The organism is Pseudarthrobacter sp. NamB4 (assembly GCF_005796185.1).
Lineage (GTDB): Bacteria > Actinomycetota > Actinomycetes > Actinomycetales > Micrococcaceae > Arthrobacter.
The window spans coordinates 40,589-56,438 of record NZ_VAHM01000006.1 but is presented as its reverse complement, the minus strand read 5'-3'; the positions used below and the strand labels follow the sequence as shown (position 1 = coordinate 56,438).

Sequence of the window (15,850 nt, the reverse complement as noted above, 5' to 3'; positions counted from 1 at the left end):
ATCGGCTAGGATCGTGAAGGTACAGGGGTAGTTGCATTCAGGGTCAGCCGCCGGGCGGGCTGCTGAACGGCGGTTGCATCATCCAAGCCGGCAATCCCGGACAGTCTAGGAGGAACACGTGTCCAACCCGATCGATGTCGGATCAGTACTGGGCGGCCGCTACAAGGTCACAGCCACTGTATTGGCCTCTCACGACCACGATCTGGTGCTGGACGGCGTCGACCAGGTCCTGAACCGTCCCGTCAGCATCCTGGTGGCCGGGCCCGGAAATACGGAACAGGTGGCGCAGAGCGCCCGTGAAGTTGCCACCGGTGAACGCCCAGGCACTGTCCAGGTCCTTGACCTTGGCATGACCGAGGCAGCCACCTACCTCATCACCAACCACACATCGGCCGCGGACCTGCTGGACCTTGTGGTGGCTTCGAACCCTCCGTATGTGGAGCCGTTCTTCACTGACACCCTGGGAAGCGAAATTTTCGGGCAGCCGAGGTCCCACGAGCCGGAACCCTACGACGAGGAAGACCACGTCGAGGCCGGATACATCAACTACGCGGATAGGCATCCCAACCCGGTTGATCCTTACCGTGCTGCACCCGTTGTGCCGCCCAAGCCGTCAGTCCGTCCGGCCACCGCGCCTTCCTCCGGCCGCAGGCCCGCCGGGGCTTCCACTGTTGGCGGGGCAGCGGCTGTTGGCGGCGCCCTTGGGGGAGCAGGTGCTGCTGGCAGTGGGTCCGGACGTGGGACTGCCGCGGCTGACCGTTCCCCGCTGCGGGGCGGGGAACAGGCAGAGCGCAATGCGGCTTCAGGTTCAGGAGCGGCGGAGGGCACCCCGGAGCCAAAGCCCAAGGTGTCACTCTGGTCGGATGACGACTACGACTACAGGGACGAGCAGCCTTCGGAGACAGCGCCTGCGGACAATGAACCGCAGACGGCGCAGAAGAAGTCATCACTGTTTGCACGGTCGGCTTCTCCGGCTGGTGCCGGCGCTACGGGTGCTTCCGGGGCTTTGCTGGCTGACCAGGACCGCTACGACAATAACGACCCTGAACCTGGCCGCGAACCACGCTCCATGCGGTGGCTGGTGGGCGGACTGCTTGCGGTGGTCCTCATCGTGGGGCTGGTCTTCGCCGTGACAAACCTGGGCAGCTTCATCTCCCCTGACCCGGAGGCTGCGCCTACCGGACCCGCCACCAACAGTGCCCCGGCGAACACTTCGGCTGCAACCCAGGCTCCTACGTCTGCTGCTCCGCCCACCGTGCCTCCGGCTATTGAAAGCATTTCGAGGCAGGGGACCTTCGACTTCGCCGCCACCTTCGACCGTGACTTGGTCAGGGCGTACGACGGTAACGCCGCCAGTTACTGGTCCGACATGGAGTTTGCGACGGAGAACTGGGGCGGACTGGCACCCGAGGGCGTCCCGCTGGTGGTCAAGCTTGAAAACCCGGCGAAGATTTCCTCCATCACGCTTTCACAGCTGGGCGGTTCGGGCGGCAACATCACGGTGTACACCAACGACAGGCCTGCACTCGATGGAGCCAAGTCTGTTGGGACCAACAGTTTCACGTCCACAGAGCTGACCATGCCCTTGGCAGAGCCCGTGCAGGCGCAGTACGTAATTGTCGCCATCAACTCGCTACCACGGCTTGCTGCCCCGAAGACACGTTACGGGTATGGCATCCGGCTCGCTGAGGTCACGGTCAAGTAAAACCAGCCAACAGACGCGGGCGCACGGCGTCGGGCCAATCAGTGCGCGCTGCGTGCGTTGGTGTCGGCTACGTCGGGGGAGCGGCGAGGACCCCAACAGCGGCACGGTTGAATAACTGATGCCTGGGTGCGGCCATCCGGACTGTAACCTTGTCAGGGCGCCTACCCAGGCGCAGGCTGTCTCTCCGGCGCTGTTCACCCGATATTCGCGCCGGAATATTCGGCGTCAAGTAACAGTTGTGCCATGTGGCCGGCCTCCACCGGGAGGCGCGTCAAAAAGGAAGAGGTTCACCGTTCAGTGACCACCGCAGAAAATAGGGCGTCAGAAGTACGTGATGTCATCATTGTCGGCTCCGGCCCGGCTGGTTACACGGCAGCTGTCTACACTGCCCGCGCCAACCTCAAGCCGCTCTTGCTGGCTGGTTCCGTCACTGCCGGAGGTGAGCTGATGAACACCACGGAGGTCGAGAACTATCCGGGATTCCCGGAAGGGATCATGGGTCCGGATTTGATGGAGAACTTCGAAAAGCAGGCGGCGCGGTTCGGCACGGAGATTCAGTTCGAGGATGTGACGGCACTGAATCTGGCCGGTCCTGTGAAAACCGTGACCATCGCCACCGGCGAGAGCTTCCAGGCGAAAGCAGTCATCCTCTCAACAGGTTCCGCTTACCGGGAGCTCGGGCTGCCGAATGAGAAACGCCTTTCAGGCCACGGTGTCAGCTGGTGCGCAACCTGTGACGGTTTCTTCTTCAAGGATCAGGACATCGCTGTCATCGGCGGCGGTGACTCTGCCATGGAAGAGGCGCTGTTCCTGACGAAGTTCGCAAGGTCGGTTACGGTGGTTCACCGCCGCGACTCGCTCAAGGCGTCCAAGATCATGGCCGAGCGCGCCTTGGCACACGAGAAAATTAACTTCCTCTGGAACAGTACTGTGGAAGATGTTTTGGGGGATGACAAGGTCTCCGGCCTGAAATTGAGGAACATTCTCGATGGCATGATTTCTGAACTGCCGGTCACGGGCGTCTTTGTAGCGATTGGCAATGATCCCAGGACCGACCTGGTCAAGGACCTCCTCGAGCTGACGCCTGAGGGAACCATTGCCGTCGAAGGGCGCAGCTCCAAGACCAGCCTCCGCGGTGTATTCGCTGCCGGCGATGTGGTTGACCCCACCTACCGACAGGCTATTACTGCATCCGGCTCCGGATGCGTGGCCGCCATTGACGTAGAGCACTACCTCGCAGACCTCCCCGCATAATTTCCGATCCGCTATCCGAAGAGAGAGAAAAGGTTATGAGCAACGCCAAAAATGTAACTGACGCAAGTTTCGGCACGGACGTTCTGTCCTCCGATAAGCCGGTAATTGTTGATTTCTGGGCAGAGTGGTGCGGCCCCTGCCGCAAACTCGGCCCGATCCTGGATGAGATCTCCGTCGAGTACAGCGAGAAAGTCGACGTTGTCAAGGTTAACGTCGATGACAACCCCGCTATCGCTGCCGAATACGGCATTACCTCGATTCCCGCTGTCTACCTGTTCCAGGGTGGGGAAGTGAAGAACACCGTCATCGGTGCCAAGCCCAAGCAGTTCTTCGAAAAGGAATTCTCCGACGTTCTTTCCTAGTCTTTAGGCGTCACCGCCAATAGACCTCAGCGTCACAACGAAATGACCACCGCCTGCGGCGGTGGTCATTTCTCGTTTAAGGTGACAGTTGCCGGGTGGGCGGATGTGCCGGTTGCATCTCGTGGCTTCGTACGTTGCCGCTGCTAGTAGAAGGCAGACGGAGCTCATATGGTGTTTCACGTGAAACAGATGCTCCAGCCATCGTTGCATGCCCAGCGTCGCTGACTCACCTGCTCGCGGTGCAGCGCTGCCTAGTAGTCCTCACGGTAAGCAGTCGCTTGACGTGCCCAGTCAAAGATTCTTCAGACGCCAAGCCATGACGCATATGGTGCTCGTATCCGAGGACAACGCTTCCGTTGCGGAACTAACAGTGCACAGTTTGCGCCCGATGCTTTGCCAGAACGGTACCGGACCCGAATGATCGATCTTTGATCTTGATAGGCGGCTAGGCTCTGAATCACGTCGCACGTCCGAGTGCGCCTCTATTGACTGCGAGACGGCGCTTCCTCTAATCGCCGTCAGCGGGCGCGAGCCCCGCTACCTGTTGAAGCGCCACGTTGTCGGGTGCAGAGCGCCGTATCCAGCCTTCGTGCTGATGCAGCTCCTCCCCTCGTTTCACGTGAACCGAGGGGAGGTGCACCGATTCCCAGACGCCTACCAGCTGGAGGCATTCTCAGCAGCAGGACTTCTGCTAGGGCAACTCTTGCGAACGCGGGCTCCGGTTACACGAGGGCCCAAGGCCCAGGTACTGGCGATAGCTTAAAAGGATAGAGATGCCGATTTCGCATCGATGCTTCTTTTGCAAGGTCGCTAGCGCGCAGAAGCACTTGCCCGGAAGAACCAGGTGGTCGAGCTGCTCAGACCAATGGTTCGTCATCCTCGTGGGGAGGGCGGCCGCACTCGGTATTGCCACCTTGACGCCCACCCATCGTTTGTCTTGCCAAGGCCGTATCCTGCATGCGCCGCCCGCACTCGAGGGCCCGGCCGCGTGTTTCACGTGAAACAAGCGACCGGAGGGCCCACTCGCTCCAGCGGCCCGTCTTTGTCGTGCACTGCCCCAGACGGCAGCCGACCTGCAGGGCGATATGCTGTGCTTCTAGCCACAGCCAAGCGGGTGGGGGCGGTTTGGTGGCCCCGGTCAGCTCCGCTATGCCTCAAACGAAGCTTCCAGAATCCGCTGGTCCAGCGTACGGTATTGAGCGTCTCATGCAGTCCGTTCAGAACGTGCAGAGCTGCCCAAGGCAGCACGTCGCTACCATCCGGCGCGTACTCCCTTGCAATAGGCCGGCCGTGCTACCACCGTTACCGGCAGAAGAGTTGTAGCTAATAGGCAGGCCCGGTCTTTCCTGCCCGAAGGCCACCTGAAAGCCCAGCTACATTGGTGCGCAGTGCACGACTAAGACGGGCCGCTGGGGCGAGTGGTCCTCCGGTCGCTTGTTTCACTCGAAACAAGCGACCAGGTTCTTCCCTTCAGGAGCGACTGTACGGTCGCTTGTCGTTCCTAATCATGCGCGACTGTAATGCGGAAGTAGCTAAGGGCACCAGTGGCACGTCCAGCAAACCCTTCCAGCGCATGTCTTTACCTGGCCCAACGTACCCCACGGATGCGACAATGCGCGGAACCGTGGGTGTTCGTAGAGAAAGCGCCGGGCTGCACCCAAGTGTTACTGAGCGATCGCGAGTACTTATGGCCTTACGATAACGTCAATATACACAGACGGCTCCTCGGTTCCGCCTTCGCACCCCCTGGCGGGCGGGCCGATAGGACTTGCGCGCGACACTGGGTAACAAACTCAGCCACCCGCCCTGCTGGATCTTGTCCGTCCATGCCGCTCCAGCTTCGACCTCTCGCAAACAACCCCGCATTGAATGCCCAGCAAAACACCCTGCGGGATTCGCAGATACTGGATGGCCACCCGATGCTTGCCAACCTGAGGGCGACCCGTCTTCGGCCATAGGAGCAGCATGAACCCGTGATCGTCCCGGTTCAGATCAGGGCGGAAACAGCGCCGGACCGGCATCTCTGAGACCTCACGGATGCTTTTATCCACAGCCGGTCCACAGGGCACACGGCAGCTTCTCCACATATTTATCCACAGGGCAAGAGAGAACGAATTCGAGAGCACAAGTCCCGGACGGCGTGGCACACCCCCATCGTTGAAGCGGGCACAAAAAGATGGGCGGGTAGACCTCCTCGCCAAACGGAGGATAGACCCCGTTTGGCGGGACCGGAACAGCCATATCAGGGTGAAAAAGGGCCCTCCTGAGTCTTGCATGCGCCTGAGGATGGGCGTTTCACGTGAAACGCCCACCGGGCAGGCGTTCCGGCAACAAGAGCAGAACTAATCCGTGGCGGTCGGGTGCAGGCAGGATAGCAACGAACGCCGTCCTGAGTGGGTAGAGGCAGTTACACCGTCCACACAGTTATCCACAGCTATATCCACCGGAGCACCGCACCATTTCGAGGGTGCCGCCTTGCGACGGGCACACCCGCGCTATCCAAATTCGCAGGCATATGACCGTCGACGCGGCCCCGGCCGTATGTCGTCTGCATTGGATGCGTCCGTCGTCTTGACGGAGCCCGTCAAATTTTCCGGCAGCTAGCACGAAACCTGAACGATCGTTCCATTGATGCGACTTTCGCGTGCCTCGCAGAACCTCCTCATGACCTAGTTACGCCGCATGCCAAAGGTGCGCTCTTACCGCTGCCTGATTCCTCCCTGGTTGGACCTCCATTCTGCACCGTTAGCCGTAGACAATGACATCCGGTTATGCCATAGGGGACGGCTTATCGGGGGAGCGCGGACAGGTGGTCGCACGCCTGCGTGCAGTAGGCCCTCCCGTGGTTCCGAGCAATTCGCAGCCATCCGCTGCGAGCGACACTGCGGAAGAGAGAGCGAGTACTTATGGATCTGAAAGGCGCGTGTTCAAGAAGGCGGCGTGTAGCCCCTAGAACACGCTAGAAGAATCGCCTGTTGGGTAATGACGATGAGCGGCGCCTCTTGGTACCCAATGGTCGTCGTACTTCGAGTAGGCTTCGAATCTCCGGTAGTCCTCTAACGCCCTGATTCGCAGCCCTATGACAGCCTGCAGGGTCGGCTGCGGTCTCTCGGGAAGTATCTCGGCCCATGGTGCGCTTATTCCTGTGGCCGTAGACGCGACCCCGTGGCCGAGTATCTTCTTATTATGTCCTGGAAGGCAGAGAACGCTGTTTCACGTGAAACAGCGGCCGTTCAGCTATCCGCTTATTTTGCCACGGAGCCGCTGCGCGCGGAGCGGGGATAACGCACCGCGAGTAGGAGAGTAGGGCCTCGACCGTCTCACTAAGCGCCACAGACCCATCGTCGGTGGGTCGAAGCGCTAGCCGTATACGAGTAGCCCCAGAACTCACGTAAGTAGTCCCAAGCCTGAAGAGGGGACTCGCTTTGAGCAAAAGACTAGCCAGCCCGGGACGCTGTGAAGCCCGCTGCCCGGTTTCAGCATGATCGCCCTGAAGGCTAGTAGGGAATCCCTTCCGCGGAGCATTTTCATGCCCAGTGAAGGCGCCCAATCAGAGGCGGACTCGCCCTCCTCCACGCCCGGCTACTTCGGCTGCTCGGTCCCGCCGCCGCGCTGCTGGGTGCCATGTTCCTCGGACTCTGTGCATGCACTAGTCGCGGCCAGTCGTGCGACTTGGGTCGTTTACTTTGCTCGTCGCCTTTTATCGCCCGCAGCGCCTAGATTATGTGTCAGCAGGTAGGCCTGATGTTCCACGTGACACATCCATGTTGGCCGCGATTAGGGCGGCCCTGGTTCTCCAGACCGGGCAACAGGGATCATTTCAAGGCGACTTCGATCGAGGACCCGACGACAATGCGGATGATCGCGGGACCGGGCATGTGTCCCGAGCAGCAGGCCCAAGTATCGGCTTCCAGGAAGATCTGCGCTGTAAGGGGGCGGTGGTAGCAGAACGTGCAGTGTATGAAGCTGCACAGAACCTTCGAGAGAGCAGGATGATACTGTGAGGCCTTGGGGATGTTCCTGTACCTTGAGCTTCCACACCGTAGCAGTCGCAACACCAGGAAAAGCTCTGCAACTCGCAAGATACGGAGAGAGGGCACGATCAGTCGGGGGGCTTACACGCTAGAGGTGGTGGCCCGAACAGGGCTTTGCCCGGGCGTCACAATATCGATCAAAGTCGTGAAGGCCTCGCAGCGTTTCACGTGAAACGCGGCGCTCGTTACGAGGGCCCCGCCGTTCAGCTACCTTCTCATACTCCGATAGAACCAGATGCGCAACTTCAAAGTTTCATCAATGGGTCATGGGTCGATTCGCCCGAAGGGGATGGAAGCTACGCCTGCCGCAAAGAACGACCGTGGACAGTTATACTCCGTGGCGCTATCAGCAATAGCGGAACTGCTTCGCCCAAAGCTGCTGGAGCTAGGAAGGTTAGAAAAATCGGGAGCTCTCCCTCGTACCGAAGCGTGCGGGCAAAGACAAGGGCCCGATCCGGTTGGATCAGGCCCTTCAAAGAACTCTACTCTAGTTGTTTGCCCCTGGAGCCAGAACCTCCATAATGCGGTTCAAATCCTCAACGCTGGCGAACTCGATACTGACCTTTCCCTTACGAACCCCAAGGGATATCTTGACGTTCGTGTCCAGCCGGTCAGAGAGCGAGGATGCAAGGTAATCCAGGCGCTCATGGCGGGCACCGGGGCGGGGAATGTTGTTCTTTGCCGGCTTCGAGGGGTCCTGGTACAGCGCCACCGCTTCCTCGGTTGCGCGGACCGACATGCCTTCAGCAACGATTCTCTGCGCCAGACGCTCCATGGCAGCGGCGTCAGGAAGGGCCAGGAGGGCCCGTGCATGTCCAGCGGAGAGTACGCCTGCTGCCACTCGTCGCTGGACCAGCGGCGGCAGTTTGAGGAGTCGCAGGGTGTTTGACACCTGCGGACGGGAACGGCCGATACGGTCAGCGAGTTGCTCGTGGGTGGTTCCGAAATCTTCCAGGAGCTGCTGGTACGCCGCTGCTTCTTCCAGCGGATTCAGCTGGCTGCGGTGCAGGTTCTCCAGCAGCGCATCCCGCAGCAGGTCGTCGTCAGTGGTATCCCTGACGATTGCCGGAATGGTGTCGAGGCCAGCCGCCTGGACCGCCCGCCACCGGCGCTCACCCATAACCAACTCGAAGGGTTCGACACCCTCTTCGGTTGACTTCCGCACCACAATTGGTTGGAGGACGCCAATTTCGCGGACGGAGTGGACGAGCTCCGCCATGTCGTCTTCATCGAAGACGGACCGCGGCTGTTTGCGGTTAGGGTGGATGTCCGCCACAGGGATTTCGGCGAAGTGGGCACCCGGAACCTCCACCAGCTCCACACCGGCGCTGGACACTGCCGGTGGTACCTCAGCTGGTTCAGCTGAGGCGTCGTGAGGGGCTGCATCAGTCACATCAGCGAGGGATTCCTCAGCCTGTGAAGCCTCCGTCGGCTGGGCGGGAGCATCCTTTTCAGTATCAGAGCCAAGCGCCGGGTTGCTTGATGTGGGGGGCTTCGACGAGGTGCCCTTCGAAGCATGAGTCCCGCTGGCCGGGGACTTGTCAGAGGCTGGTTTGCCGGCGGCAGAAGAAGGACGCTTGTTCGCTGCATTCCCCGTTGCCTGCCTGGGTTCGCTGCTTTCCGAGCCAGAGTCCGTTTTCTTACGTCCCTCTGGGAAAAAGAGATCAACCGGACGTGACGCTGCCGTCGCATTGCCCGACCCGTTGGCGGCGGCGGAACTTGGAATCAGCGCGCCAAGACCGCGGCCCAGGCCACGTCGCTTCTCGCTCATTGGTAATCCCTCCAGTGGTAGAGCCAGGCCTTGCCGTGCTCCGGTCGTTGCAGTTTGAAGATTTTAGCGTTCTGCTATTTCAGCAGCCGCTTCCAGGTAAGACAGGGCTCCACTGGAGGAAGGGTCGTACGTCATGACCGTCTGTTGGTAGCTGGGGGCCTCGGAGATACGCACTGAACGCGGGACAACAGCAGACAGGACCTGATCCGGGAAGTGTTGCCGCACTTCAGCGGCCACCTGGGCTGCCAGATTGGTCCGGCCGTCGTACATAGTGAGGAGGATCGTGGAAACCACCAAGTCTGCATTGAGGTGCTTTTGGATCATCTCAATGTTCTTCAGGAGCTGGCTCAGGCCCTCAAGTGCGTAGTACTCGCACTGGATGGGGATAAGCACCTCGTTGGCCGCGCAGAAGGCGTTGACTGTCAATAGTCCCAGGCTTGGCGGGCAGTCGATAAAGATGTAGTCGAGGCGCTGTTCGCCGTTTTTCTCGCGGATCTTGGCATAAACGTCAATCGCCCGCCGCAGCCGCTGCTCGCGTGCCACCAACGAGACGAGTTCTATTTCTGCTCCTGCCAAATGGATGGTGGCAGGAGCGCAGATCAGGTTGCTGATGTCCGGGCATTGGGCAACTACATCGGCGAGGGGAACATCATTGATCAGGACATCGTAGATGCTGTCCACGTCGGCATGGTGCTCGATCCCCAAAGCCGTTGAGGCATTGCCTTGAGGGTCGATGTCGATCACCAGGACGTTGAGGCCAGCCGCAGCAAGAGCGGCCGCAATGTTAACCGTGGTGGTGGTTTTCCCGACCCCACCCTTCTGGTTCGAGACGGTGAACACGCGGGTATTTTCCGGCCGCGGCAGTTTACGTCCCACCAACCGTTCCCGACGTTTTGTCTCGTGCGCCAGTTCGCGGGCTATGGGACTTGAGTCATCAATGGAGTCGATAATGTTGGCTCTACCAACAGTGGTTGTTTCACGTGAAACCTCGACAGTTTTAGAGCGGTCTGAAACCTTCTCCGGGTGCATTCCGCCCCTTCCCGGGGCTCCACCTAGACCAGCGACGGAAGGCGCTGACCCCAAGGACACGAACGGCGGTATCCGTTGCGTGGAGGCTTCGCTACTGGTCACTGGGGCACACTCACTCTCATTCAGCCAAAATGCTGCCGTTCTCTAGCCTAACTGCTGGACCCGGCAGAGTTTGGTCACCGGGCCTGAACCAGGCCTACTTTTGGGACTTGTTTACAACGATGCGGACTACGGTAGTGGGTTCCTCAAGCAGGTTCTCGCCCACGGCGACAACGGTGGTTTCGACGCCGCCAAGCTTGCGGATGGTCTTTGCCGCCTTCTCGATCTCCTCGCCCGCGCTTCGGCCCTTGATGGCCACCACTTCTCCCTTGCCGGCAAGCAGGGGGATCGTCAGGCCGGCGAGGTTGGTCAAGGCTGACACCGCCCGCGCAGTCACCACATCCGCCTCAATCTGTCCCACCGCCAGCTCAGCCCGGGTCCTCATCACCGTCACGTTGTCCAGCCCCAGATCGTCCACTACTTCCTGGAGCCAGATCACCCGGCGCTCCAAGGGTTCGATCAGGGTCAGTTCCAGGTCCGGACGTGCAATGGCGAGGCACAGGCCGGGCAGTCCGGCGCCGCTGCCGACGTCAGCCACATGGCTTCCCTCCGCGATCTCGCTTTCAACGACAGCGCAATTCAGGACATGCCGGCTCCAAAGCCTCGGTATCTCCCGCGGCCCGATGAGGCCGCGTTCCGTACCGGAGGTGGCCAGGTGCTCCACATAGCGTTTTGCCAGGTCCAGCCGGTCGCCGAAAATCTTCTCAGCGGCGGCCAGCTCAGTTGCCGTGATGTCAACCATGGTTAGCGGATCAGCAATTCTCTAGTCTGCGGATACAACAATGTGGCGTCCGGCGCCTTCGCCCTCGGACTCGCTGACCAGTCCAAGGTCAGCCACGGCATCATGGACAATCTTGCGCTCATAGGCGCTCATCGGTTCCAGTGCGACCGGCTTGCCGCTTTCCTTCACGGAAGCTGCCGCATCTTCAGCGATCTTCTGCAAGTGGCCGCTACGCTCCTGGCGGTACCCGTTGATGTCCAGCACCAGCCGTGAGCGGTTGTCCGTTGCGGACAACACCGAGAGCCTGGTGAGTTCCTGGAGCGCCTCGAGGACCTCGCCGTCCTCACCTACCAAGCTGTCCAGCGCATCGGATTCTTCGTCGGTGACGATCGAAATGTAGGTGCGTCCGTTGCGTACCTCGATATCGATGTCGCCATCGATGTCAGCAATGTCGAGCAGCTCTTCAAGATAGTCTGCTGCGACGTCCCCTTCTTCCTCAAGACGGCTGGCCAAGGAGACCTGGGGGGCGGAAGTTCCCTCGTTGGCGGTGGCGTCCTGGTCGTCCGTGATCTCCTCGGACAGGGCGGGTTCAGTGCTCTCGGCTGACATTACTTCTTCTTCCTGTTCTTGCGTTGTGGCTGGATGCGCTGGCCCTTAGCCTGTGCCACGGCCGCAGCCGCGGCAGCATCGCCAGCTTCTTCCTTCTTGCCGCCCAGGATGGGGAGGGCCGGCAGACCCTTGGCGGCGCGTCGCTCGGCGAGGGCCTTCGCTGCGGGGGATCCCGGGGTCGGCATGCGGCGGATCACGAAGAACTGCTGGCCCATGGTCCACAGGTTGGTGGTGGTCCAGTAGATCAGGACACCGATGGGGAAGTTGATGCCGCCAACGCCGAAGACGATCGGCAGGATGTAGAGCATCATCTTCTGCTGGCGCATGAACGGGCTCGCCATGGCTTCTTCGGACATGTTCTTTGCCATGATCTGCTTCTGGGTGATGAACTGCGAAGCGGTCATGGCCAGGATCATGATGATCGAGAGAATCCAGACAGCAGTGAGGTTTCCCTCGCCGCCATGCAGCAGGGACGCCGACAGCGTGGCCCCGAAAATAGTGGAGTCATCGAACTGGGTGACCTGCTGGTGGCTCATGGCGCCAATGCCTTCGCCCGCGTCACGCGCAGTCGAAATACCGGCCAGCACCGTGAACAGTGCAAAGAAGAACGGCATCTGGATCAGCATGGGCAGGCAGGCCGAGAACGGGTTGGTCCCGTGCTTCTTGTACATGGCCATCTGTTCCTGCGCCATTGCCTGGCGGGACAGCTGGTCCGTCTTGCCCTTGTACTTGTCCTGAAGCTTCTTCAGGTCCGGCTGCAGCAGCTGCATGCCGCGCTGTGCTTTGATCTGCTTGACGAACACGGGAATCAGCGCCGCACGGATCACCAACACCAGGCCAATGATGGACAGGGTCCACGTCCAGCCGGAGGCTTCCGGCATGCCAATGGCGCTTAGGCCCTCATGGAATCCCACCATGATGACGGACACAAGCCATTTGAACGGAAACATGATTGTTTCAAAGAAGTCCATTACTTATCCCTATTCGTCAGGCCGCCCTGCGGCCTTCTCCATCAGTCCGAGCAGCCAGGTACTTGTCCGGGTTGTTCAGCACAACAATTGTGGGGGTCTGGTGCTCAGGCCATTCCCGATGACCGGCGGGGACGTGGTCCACACCGCCGGCGTTCCATGGATGGCAGCGGCCGAGGCGCCGGACAGCAAGCCAGCTTCCTTTGACGGCACCATGGACTGTAATCGCTTCAAGGGCATAGGCCGAGCATGAAGGAAAAAAGCGGCACACCTGCCCGTACAAGGGAGAAATCACCTTGCGGTAGGCCATCAGCAGCAAAATAAGGATGTTCCGGGGCAGGTTCCAGAGGAACAGACCGGTAGCGGCGGCACCGCGTTGAAGACAGGTAACGACGACGGCGGTGGCGTTACGCACGCGGTGTCCCCTCCTGTGTTGTACCGGCCGAACGGTTGGCCGCATTCCTGGCAGGGCGGCCGGCCAGACGGGTCATCGTCGATTCCAAGGCTGCGTTGTAATCCGACAGCAGCTGGTCCCAGCTGGCAGTAGCTGACGCAGGAAGCGCGCGGACCACTATGGCAAAACCGGTGCCGTACTCACGCAGTGAGGCAGCACCTGCTTCCCTCAGTCTCCTCTTAACGAGGTTCCTGACCACAGCGTTCCCTACACTCTTGGAAACGATGAACCCGATCCGGCTGGGTTCGTCAGCAGCAATGGCTGCCGTATATAACACTACGTTCCGGCGTCCATTGCGGACACCGGAACGTACAGTTGTTGAAAAATCGGCTGCAGTCCTCAAACGGTTACGGGTGGCCAGCACCTTAAACTCGCAAAGAAATGTCTACCGACGAGTCATTTATTTACGCCGACAGCTCGGTGCGGCCCTTGCCACGGCGGGCTGCCAGGATGGCGCGGCCGGCACGGGTACGCATACGAAGGCGGAAGCCGTGCTTTTTGGCTCGACGGCGGTTATTCGGCTGAAAAGTCCGCTTGCTCACGTTAGTTACTCCAGTGGATCAAAGGTGCGCCCACCCGATCAGTATGGGGAAGAACTGGCCGACGCTAAGTTTTGTATATGCACGCTTCCCCCGGCTGCCCAGACGCACTGCGCCTGGAAGATTCAGATGGGGCCAAAAAGCGGACACAAAGGACTTCACAACGTTAGGGCAATTTGCAGCCTTGAGTCAAACCGGAGTGGCTTGCGGAAGCTATCCCCAGCTGTGCCTAACATGCCCCGAAAGCCTGTGGATGAAGTGGCTCACAACCCCTTTTTCAGAACGACATCGGTGTAATTATCCACAAGCTAGTTGCCAGCTATCTTCTAGGCTTTTGATCCCCTAGAGTGGCCCAGTAGCCGATTATCCACGTGCTGTGCATAACCCTGTGGATGAAGCTGAACCAGATCCTGGTTCCGTGCTTGCGGCTGCAGGCAATGCAGGCAAAGCAAGTTTTGAGGGAACCCATTGATGACGGTAGACGAAGCCAACCAAGCCAATACTGTCGGAAGTTCCTGGCGGCGGGTGGTCAGCCTGATGGAGCAGGATCACCGCGTTTCACCGCGGCAGCGGGGTTTTGTCATCCTTGCCCAGGCCCAGGGCCTCATCGGCTCCACGCTCCTGGTGGCTGTTCCCAACGAACTCACCCGCGAAGTCCTGCAGACCCAGGTGAAGGAAGCCCTGGACGACGCCCTGCACAACGTCTTCTCGGAGGACATCCGCTGCGCCATCGACGTGGACACCGACCTGGTTCCCATCCATCAGGAAGCTGAACCCGCCGTCGTCGAACCCTCCTTCTCCCCGGACCAGCTCGTCGAACAGAAGCCGCAGCCCATGCTGCCCAGCACGTCCCATGAATTCGGCCGGCTCAACCCCAAGTACGTGTTCGACACCTTTGTGATCGGTTCCTCCAACCGCTTTGCCCACGCTGCCGCCGTCGCAGTGGCCGAAGCGCCGGCGAAGGCCTACAACCCGCTGTTCATCTACGGGGACTCCGGCCTCGGCAAGACACACCTGCTGCACGCCATCGGCCACTACGCACGCCGCCTCTACAGCGGAATCCGCGTCAGGTACGTCAACTCTGAAGAATTCACCAACGACTTCATCAACTCCATCCGTGACGACGAAGGTGCCAGCTTCAAGACCACCTACCGGAACGTGGACGTCCTGCTGATTGATGACATCCAGTTCCTGGCTGGCAAGGACCGGACGCTGGAGGAGTTCTTCCACACTTTCAATTCCCTGCATAACAACAACAAGCAGGTGGTCATCACCTCCGACCAGCCGCCCAAGTTGCTGGCTGGGTTCGAAGACCGCATGAAGTCGCGGTTCGAGTGGGGCCTGCTGACGGACATCCAGCCCCCGGAACTCGAAACCCGTATAGCCATCCTTCGCAAGAAAGCGCTGAGCGAAGGGCTGTCCGCCCCGGATGACGCCCTGGAGTACATAGCGTCCAAGATCTCCAGCAACATCCGCGAACTTGAAGGCGCCCTCATCCGGGTCACCGCGTTCGCCAGCCTGAACCGCCAGCCCGTTGACGTGGCCCTTGCCGAGATGGTCCTCAAGGACCTCATCACGGACGACGGAGCCCAGGAAATCACCTCTGCTCAGATCCTGCAGCAGACGGCCGACTACTTCAAGCTCAGCATGGAGGAGCTCTGCAGCAAGTCCCGGACCCGGACCCTCGTCACCGCCCGGCAGATCGCCATGTACCTCTGCCGGGAACTGACGGACATGTCACTGCCCAAGATCGGCCAGGAACTCGGCGGCCGCGACCACACCACGGTGATCCATGCGGACAGGAAGATCCGGGAACTGATGGCGGAGCGCCGTGTGATTTACAACCAGGTGACCGAGCTGACCAACCGGATCAAACAGCAGCAGCGGGACTCCTGAATCCACATCGCGTCACGCACTCCGTACCTTATTAACAGGTGCATGTGGATAAGCCTGTGGATAGTTAAGGGGACAAGCGCGGTTAATGGGCTTAAAACCCTTAAGGCATCTGTGGATCGTCAAAAACTGCCCTTTACGTTGTCCCCATCCACACCCTGTTTAAAACCCAGGTAACGCACAGTCCGTGAACAGGGCTTAACCGCGGATACAAGCCTCAAAAGCCGGTTATCCACAGAATCCACAGCAGTTATTAACACTACGAATCCCAAAAAATTGAAATCCCTCAAACAACAAGATCGATCCGTCCGTCCGGTGCGGGGCCTGCCGGCCCGCTGGAGAGGCGGGGCTGGGGCCTGGGGGATGGGTTAATCCCGGATCTTCGGGCTAAGCTGTCAGCAAGCGCTCCCAT

General features: G+C 60.1%; 12 protein-coding genes. 4 read left to right on the top strand and 8 right to left on the bottom strand.

Translation table 11 applies throughout. The features are described 5' to 3' along the window. Positions 1-118: 118 nt before the first annotated feature. From FDW81_RS07360 to trxA, 3 genes are all read left to right on the top strand, one after another. Complete coding sequence (locus FDW81_RS07360) at positions 119-1,705, top strand: ABC transporter substrate-binding protein (protein ID WP_138133546.1); 1,587 nt, start codon at positions 119-121, stop codon at positions 1,703-1,705. Between the two features lie 297 nt (positions 1,706-2,002). Next, a complete protein-coding gene (gene trxB / locus FDW81_RS07355; protein WP_138133545.1) occupies positions 2,003-2,959 on the top strand; it encodes a thioredoxin-disulfide reductase in 957 nt (318 codons plus the stop codon). 35 nt (positions 2,960-2,994) lie between these two features. Beyond that, positions 2,995-3,321: a thioredoxin gene (gene trxA, locus FDW81_RS07350; protein ID WP_138133544.1), complete on the top strand. Its 327-nt coding sequence runs from the start codon at positions 2,995-2,997 to the stop codon at positions 3,319-3,321. A gap of 4,521 nt (positions 3,322-7,842) precedes the next feature. On the opposite strand, the gene FDW81_RS07345 is transcribed toward trxA, so the two are convergent. The 8 genes from FDW81_RS07345 to rpmH form a co-directional block, all read right to left on the bottom strand. Beyond that, entirely contained in the window at positions 7,843-9,126 is a 1,284-nt protein-coding gene (locus tag FDW81_RS07345; RefSeq protein ID WP_138133543.1) for a ParB/RepB/Spo0J family partition protein, read from the bottom strand. Positions 9,127-9,189: 63 nt separating this feature from the next. Further along, positions 9,190-10,257, bottom strand: a complete 1,068-nt coding sequence (locus FDW81_RS07340; protein WP_240720045.1) for a ParA family protein — start codon at positions 10,255-10,257, stop codon at positions 9,190-9,192. A gap of 94 nt (positions 10,258-10,351) precedes the next feature. Next, a complete protein-coding gene (gene rsmG / locus FDW81_RS07335; RefSeq protein WP_138133542.1) occupies positions 10,352-10,996 on the bottom strand; it encodes a 16S rRNA (guanine(527)-N(7))-methyltransferase RsmG in 645 nt (214 codons plus the stop codon). Between the two features lie 21 nt (positions 10,997-11,017). After that, positions 11,018-11,584 (bottom strand): R3H domain-containing nucleic acid-binding protein, encoded by a 567-nt coding sequence (locus FDW81_RS07330; RefSeq protein WP_138133541.1) that lies wholly within the window; start codon positions 11,582-11,584, stop codon positions 11,018-11,020. After that, positions 11,584-12,555 carry a membrane protein insertase YidC gene (gene yidC, locus FDW81_RS07325; RefSeq protein ID WP_138133540.1) on the bottom strand — a complete coding sequence of 324 codons (972 nt, stop codon included), beginning with the start codon at positions 12,553-12,555 and terminating at the stop codon, positions 11,584-11,586. Before yidC ends, FDW81_RS07330 begins: the two co-directional genes overlap by 1 nt. Positions 12,556-12,571: 16 nt before the next feature. Beyond that, on the bottom strand, positions 12,572-12,967 hold the full coding sequence (gene yidD, locus FDW81_RS07320; RefSeq protein ID WP_171027134.1) for a membrane protein insertion efficiency factor YidD: 396 nt from the start codon (positions 12,965-12,967) through the stop codon (positions 12,572-12,574). Then, positions 12,960-13,370 (bottom strand): ribonuclease P protein component, encoded by a 411-nt coding sequence (gene rnpA, locus FDW81_RS07315; RefSeq protein ID WP_138133538.1) that lies wholly within the window; start codon positions 13,368-13,370, stop codon positions 12,960-12,962. Before rnpA ends, yidD begins: the two co-directional genes overlap by 8 nt. Positions 13,371-13,410: 40 nt before the next feature. Then, positions 13,411-13,548, bottom strand: coding sequence for a 50S ribosomal protein L34 (gene rpmH / locus FDW81_RS07310; protein WP_003800212.1), 138 nt, complete (start codon positions 13,546-13,548; stop codon positions 13,411-13,413). Positions 13,549-14,016: 468 nt separating this feature from the next. Between rpmH and dnaA the strand changes: the two genes are divergently transcribed. Continuing rightward, positions 14,017-15,441, top strand: a complete 1,425-nt coding sequence (gene dnaA, locus FDW81_RS07305; RefSeq protein ID WP_138133537.1) for a chromosomal replication initiator protein DnaA — start codon at positions 14,017-14,019, stop codon at positions 15,439-15,441. Positions 15,442-15,850: the final 409 nt, after the last annotated feature.

What these genes read in the sequence shown, in the direction of transcription:
- FDW81_RS07345 (WP_138133543.1), bottom strand. Translation starts at nt 9,126, where the DNA reads ATGAGCGAGAAGCGACGTGGCCTGGGCCGCGGTCTTGGCGCGCTGATT.
- dnaA (WP_138133537.1), top strand. Translation starts at nt 14,017, where the DNA reads ATGACGGTAGACGAAGCCAACCAAGCCAATACTGTCGGAAGTTCCTGG.
- yidC (WP_138133540.1), bottom strand. Translation starts at nt 12,555, where the DNA reads ATGGACTTCTTTGAAACAATCATGTTTCCGTTCAAATGGCTTGTGTCC.
- rsmG (WP_138133542.1), bottom strand. Translation starts at nt 10,996, where the DNA reads ATGGTTGACATCACGGCAACTGAGCTGGCCGCCGCTGAGAAGATTTTC.
- FDW81_RS07330 (WP_138133541.1), bottom strand. Translation starts at nt 11,584, where the DNA reads ATGTCAGCCGAGAGCACTGAACCCGCCCTGTCCGAGGAGATCACGGAC.
- trxA (WP_138133544.1), top strand. Translation starts at nt 2,995, where the DNA reads ATGAGCAACGCCAAAAATGTAACTGACGCAAGTTTCGGCACGGACGTT.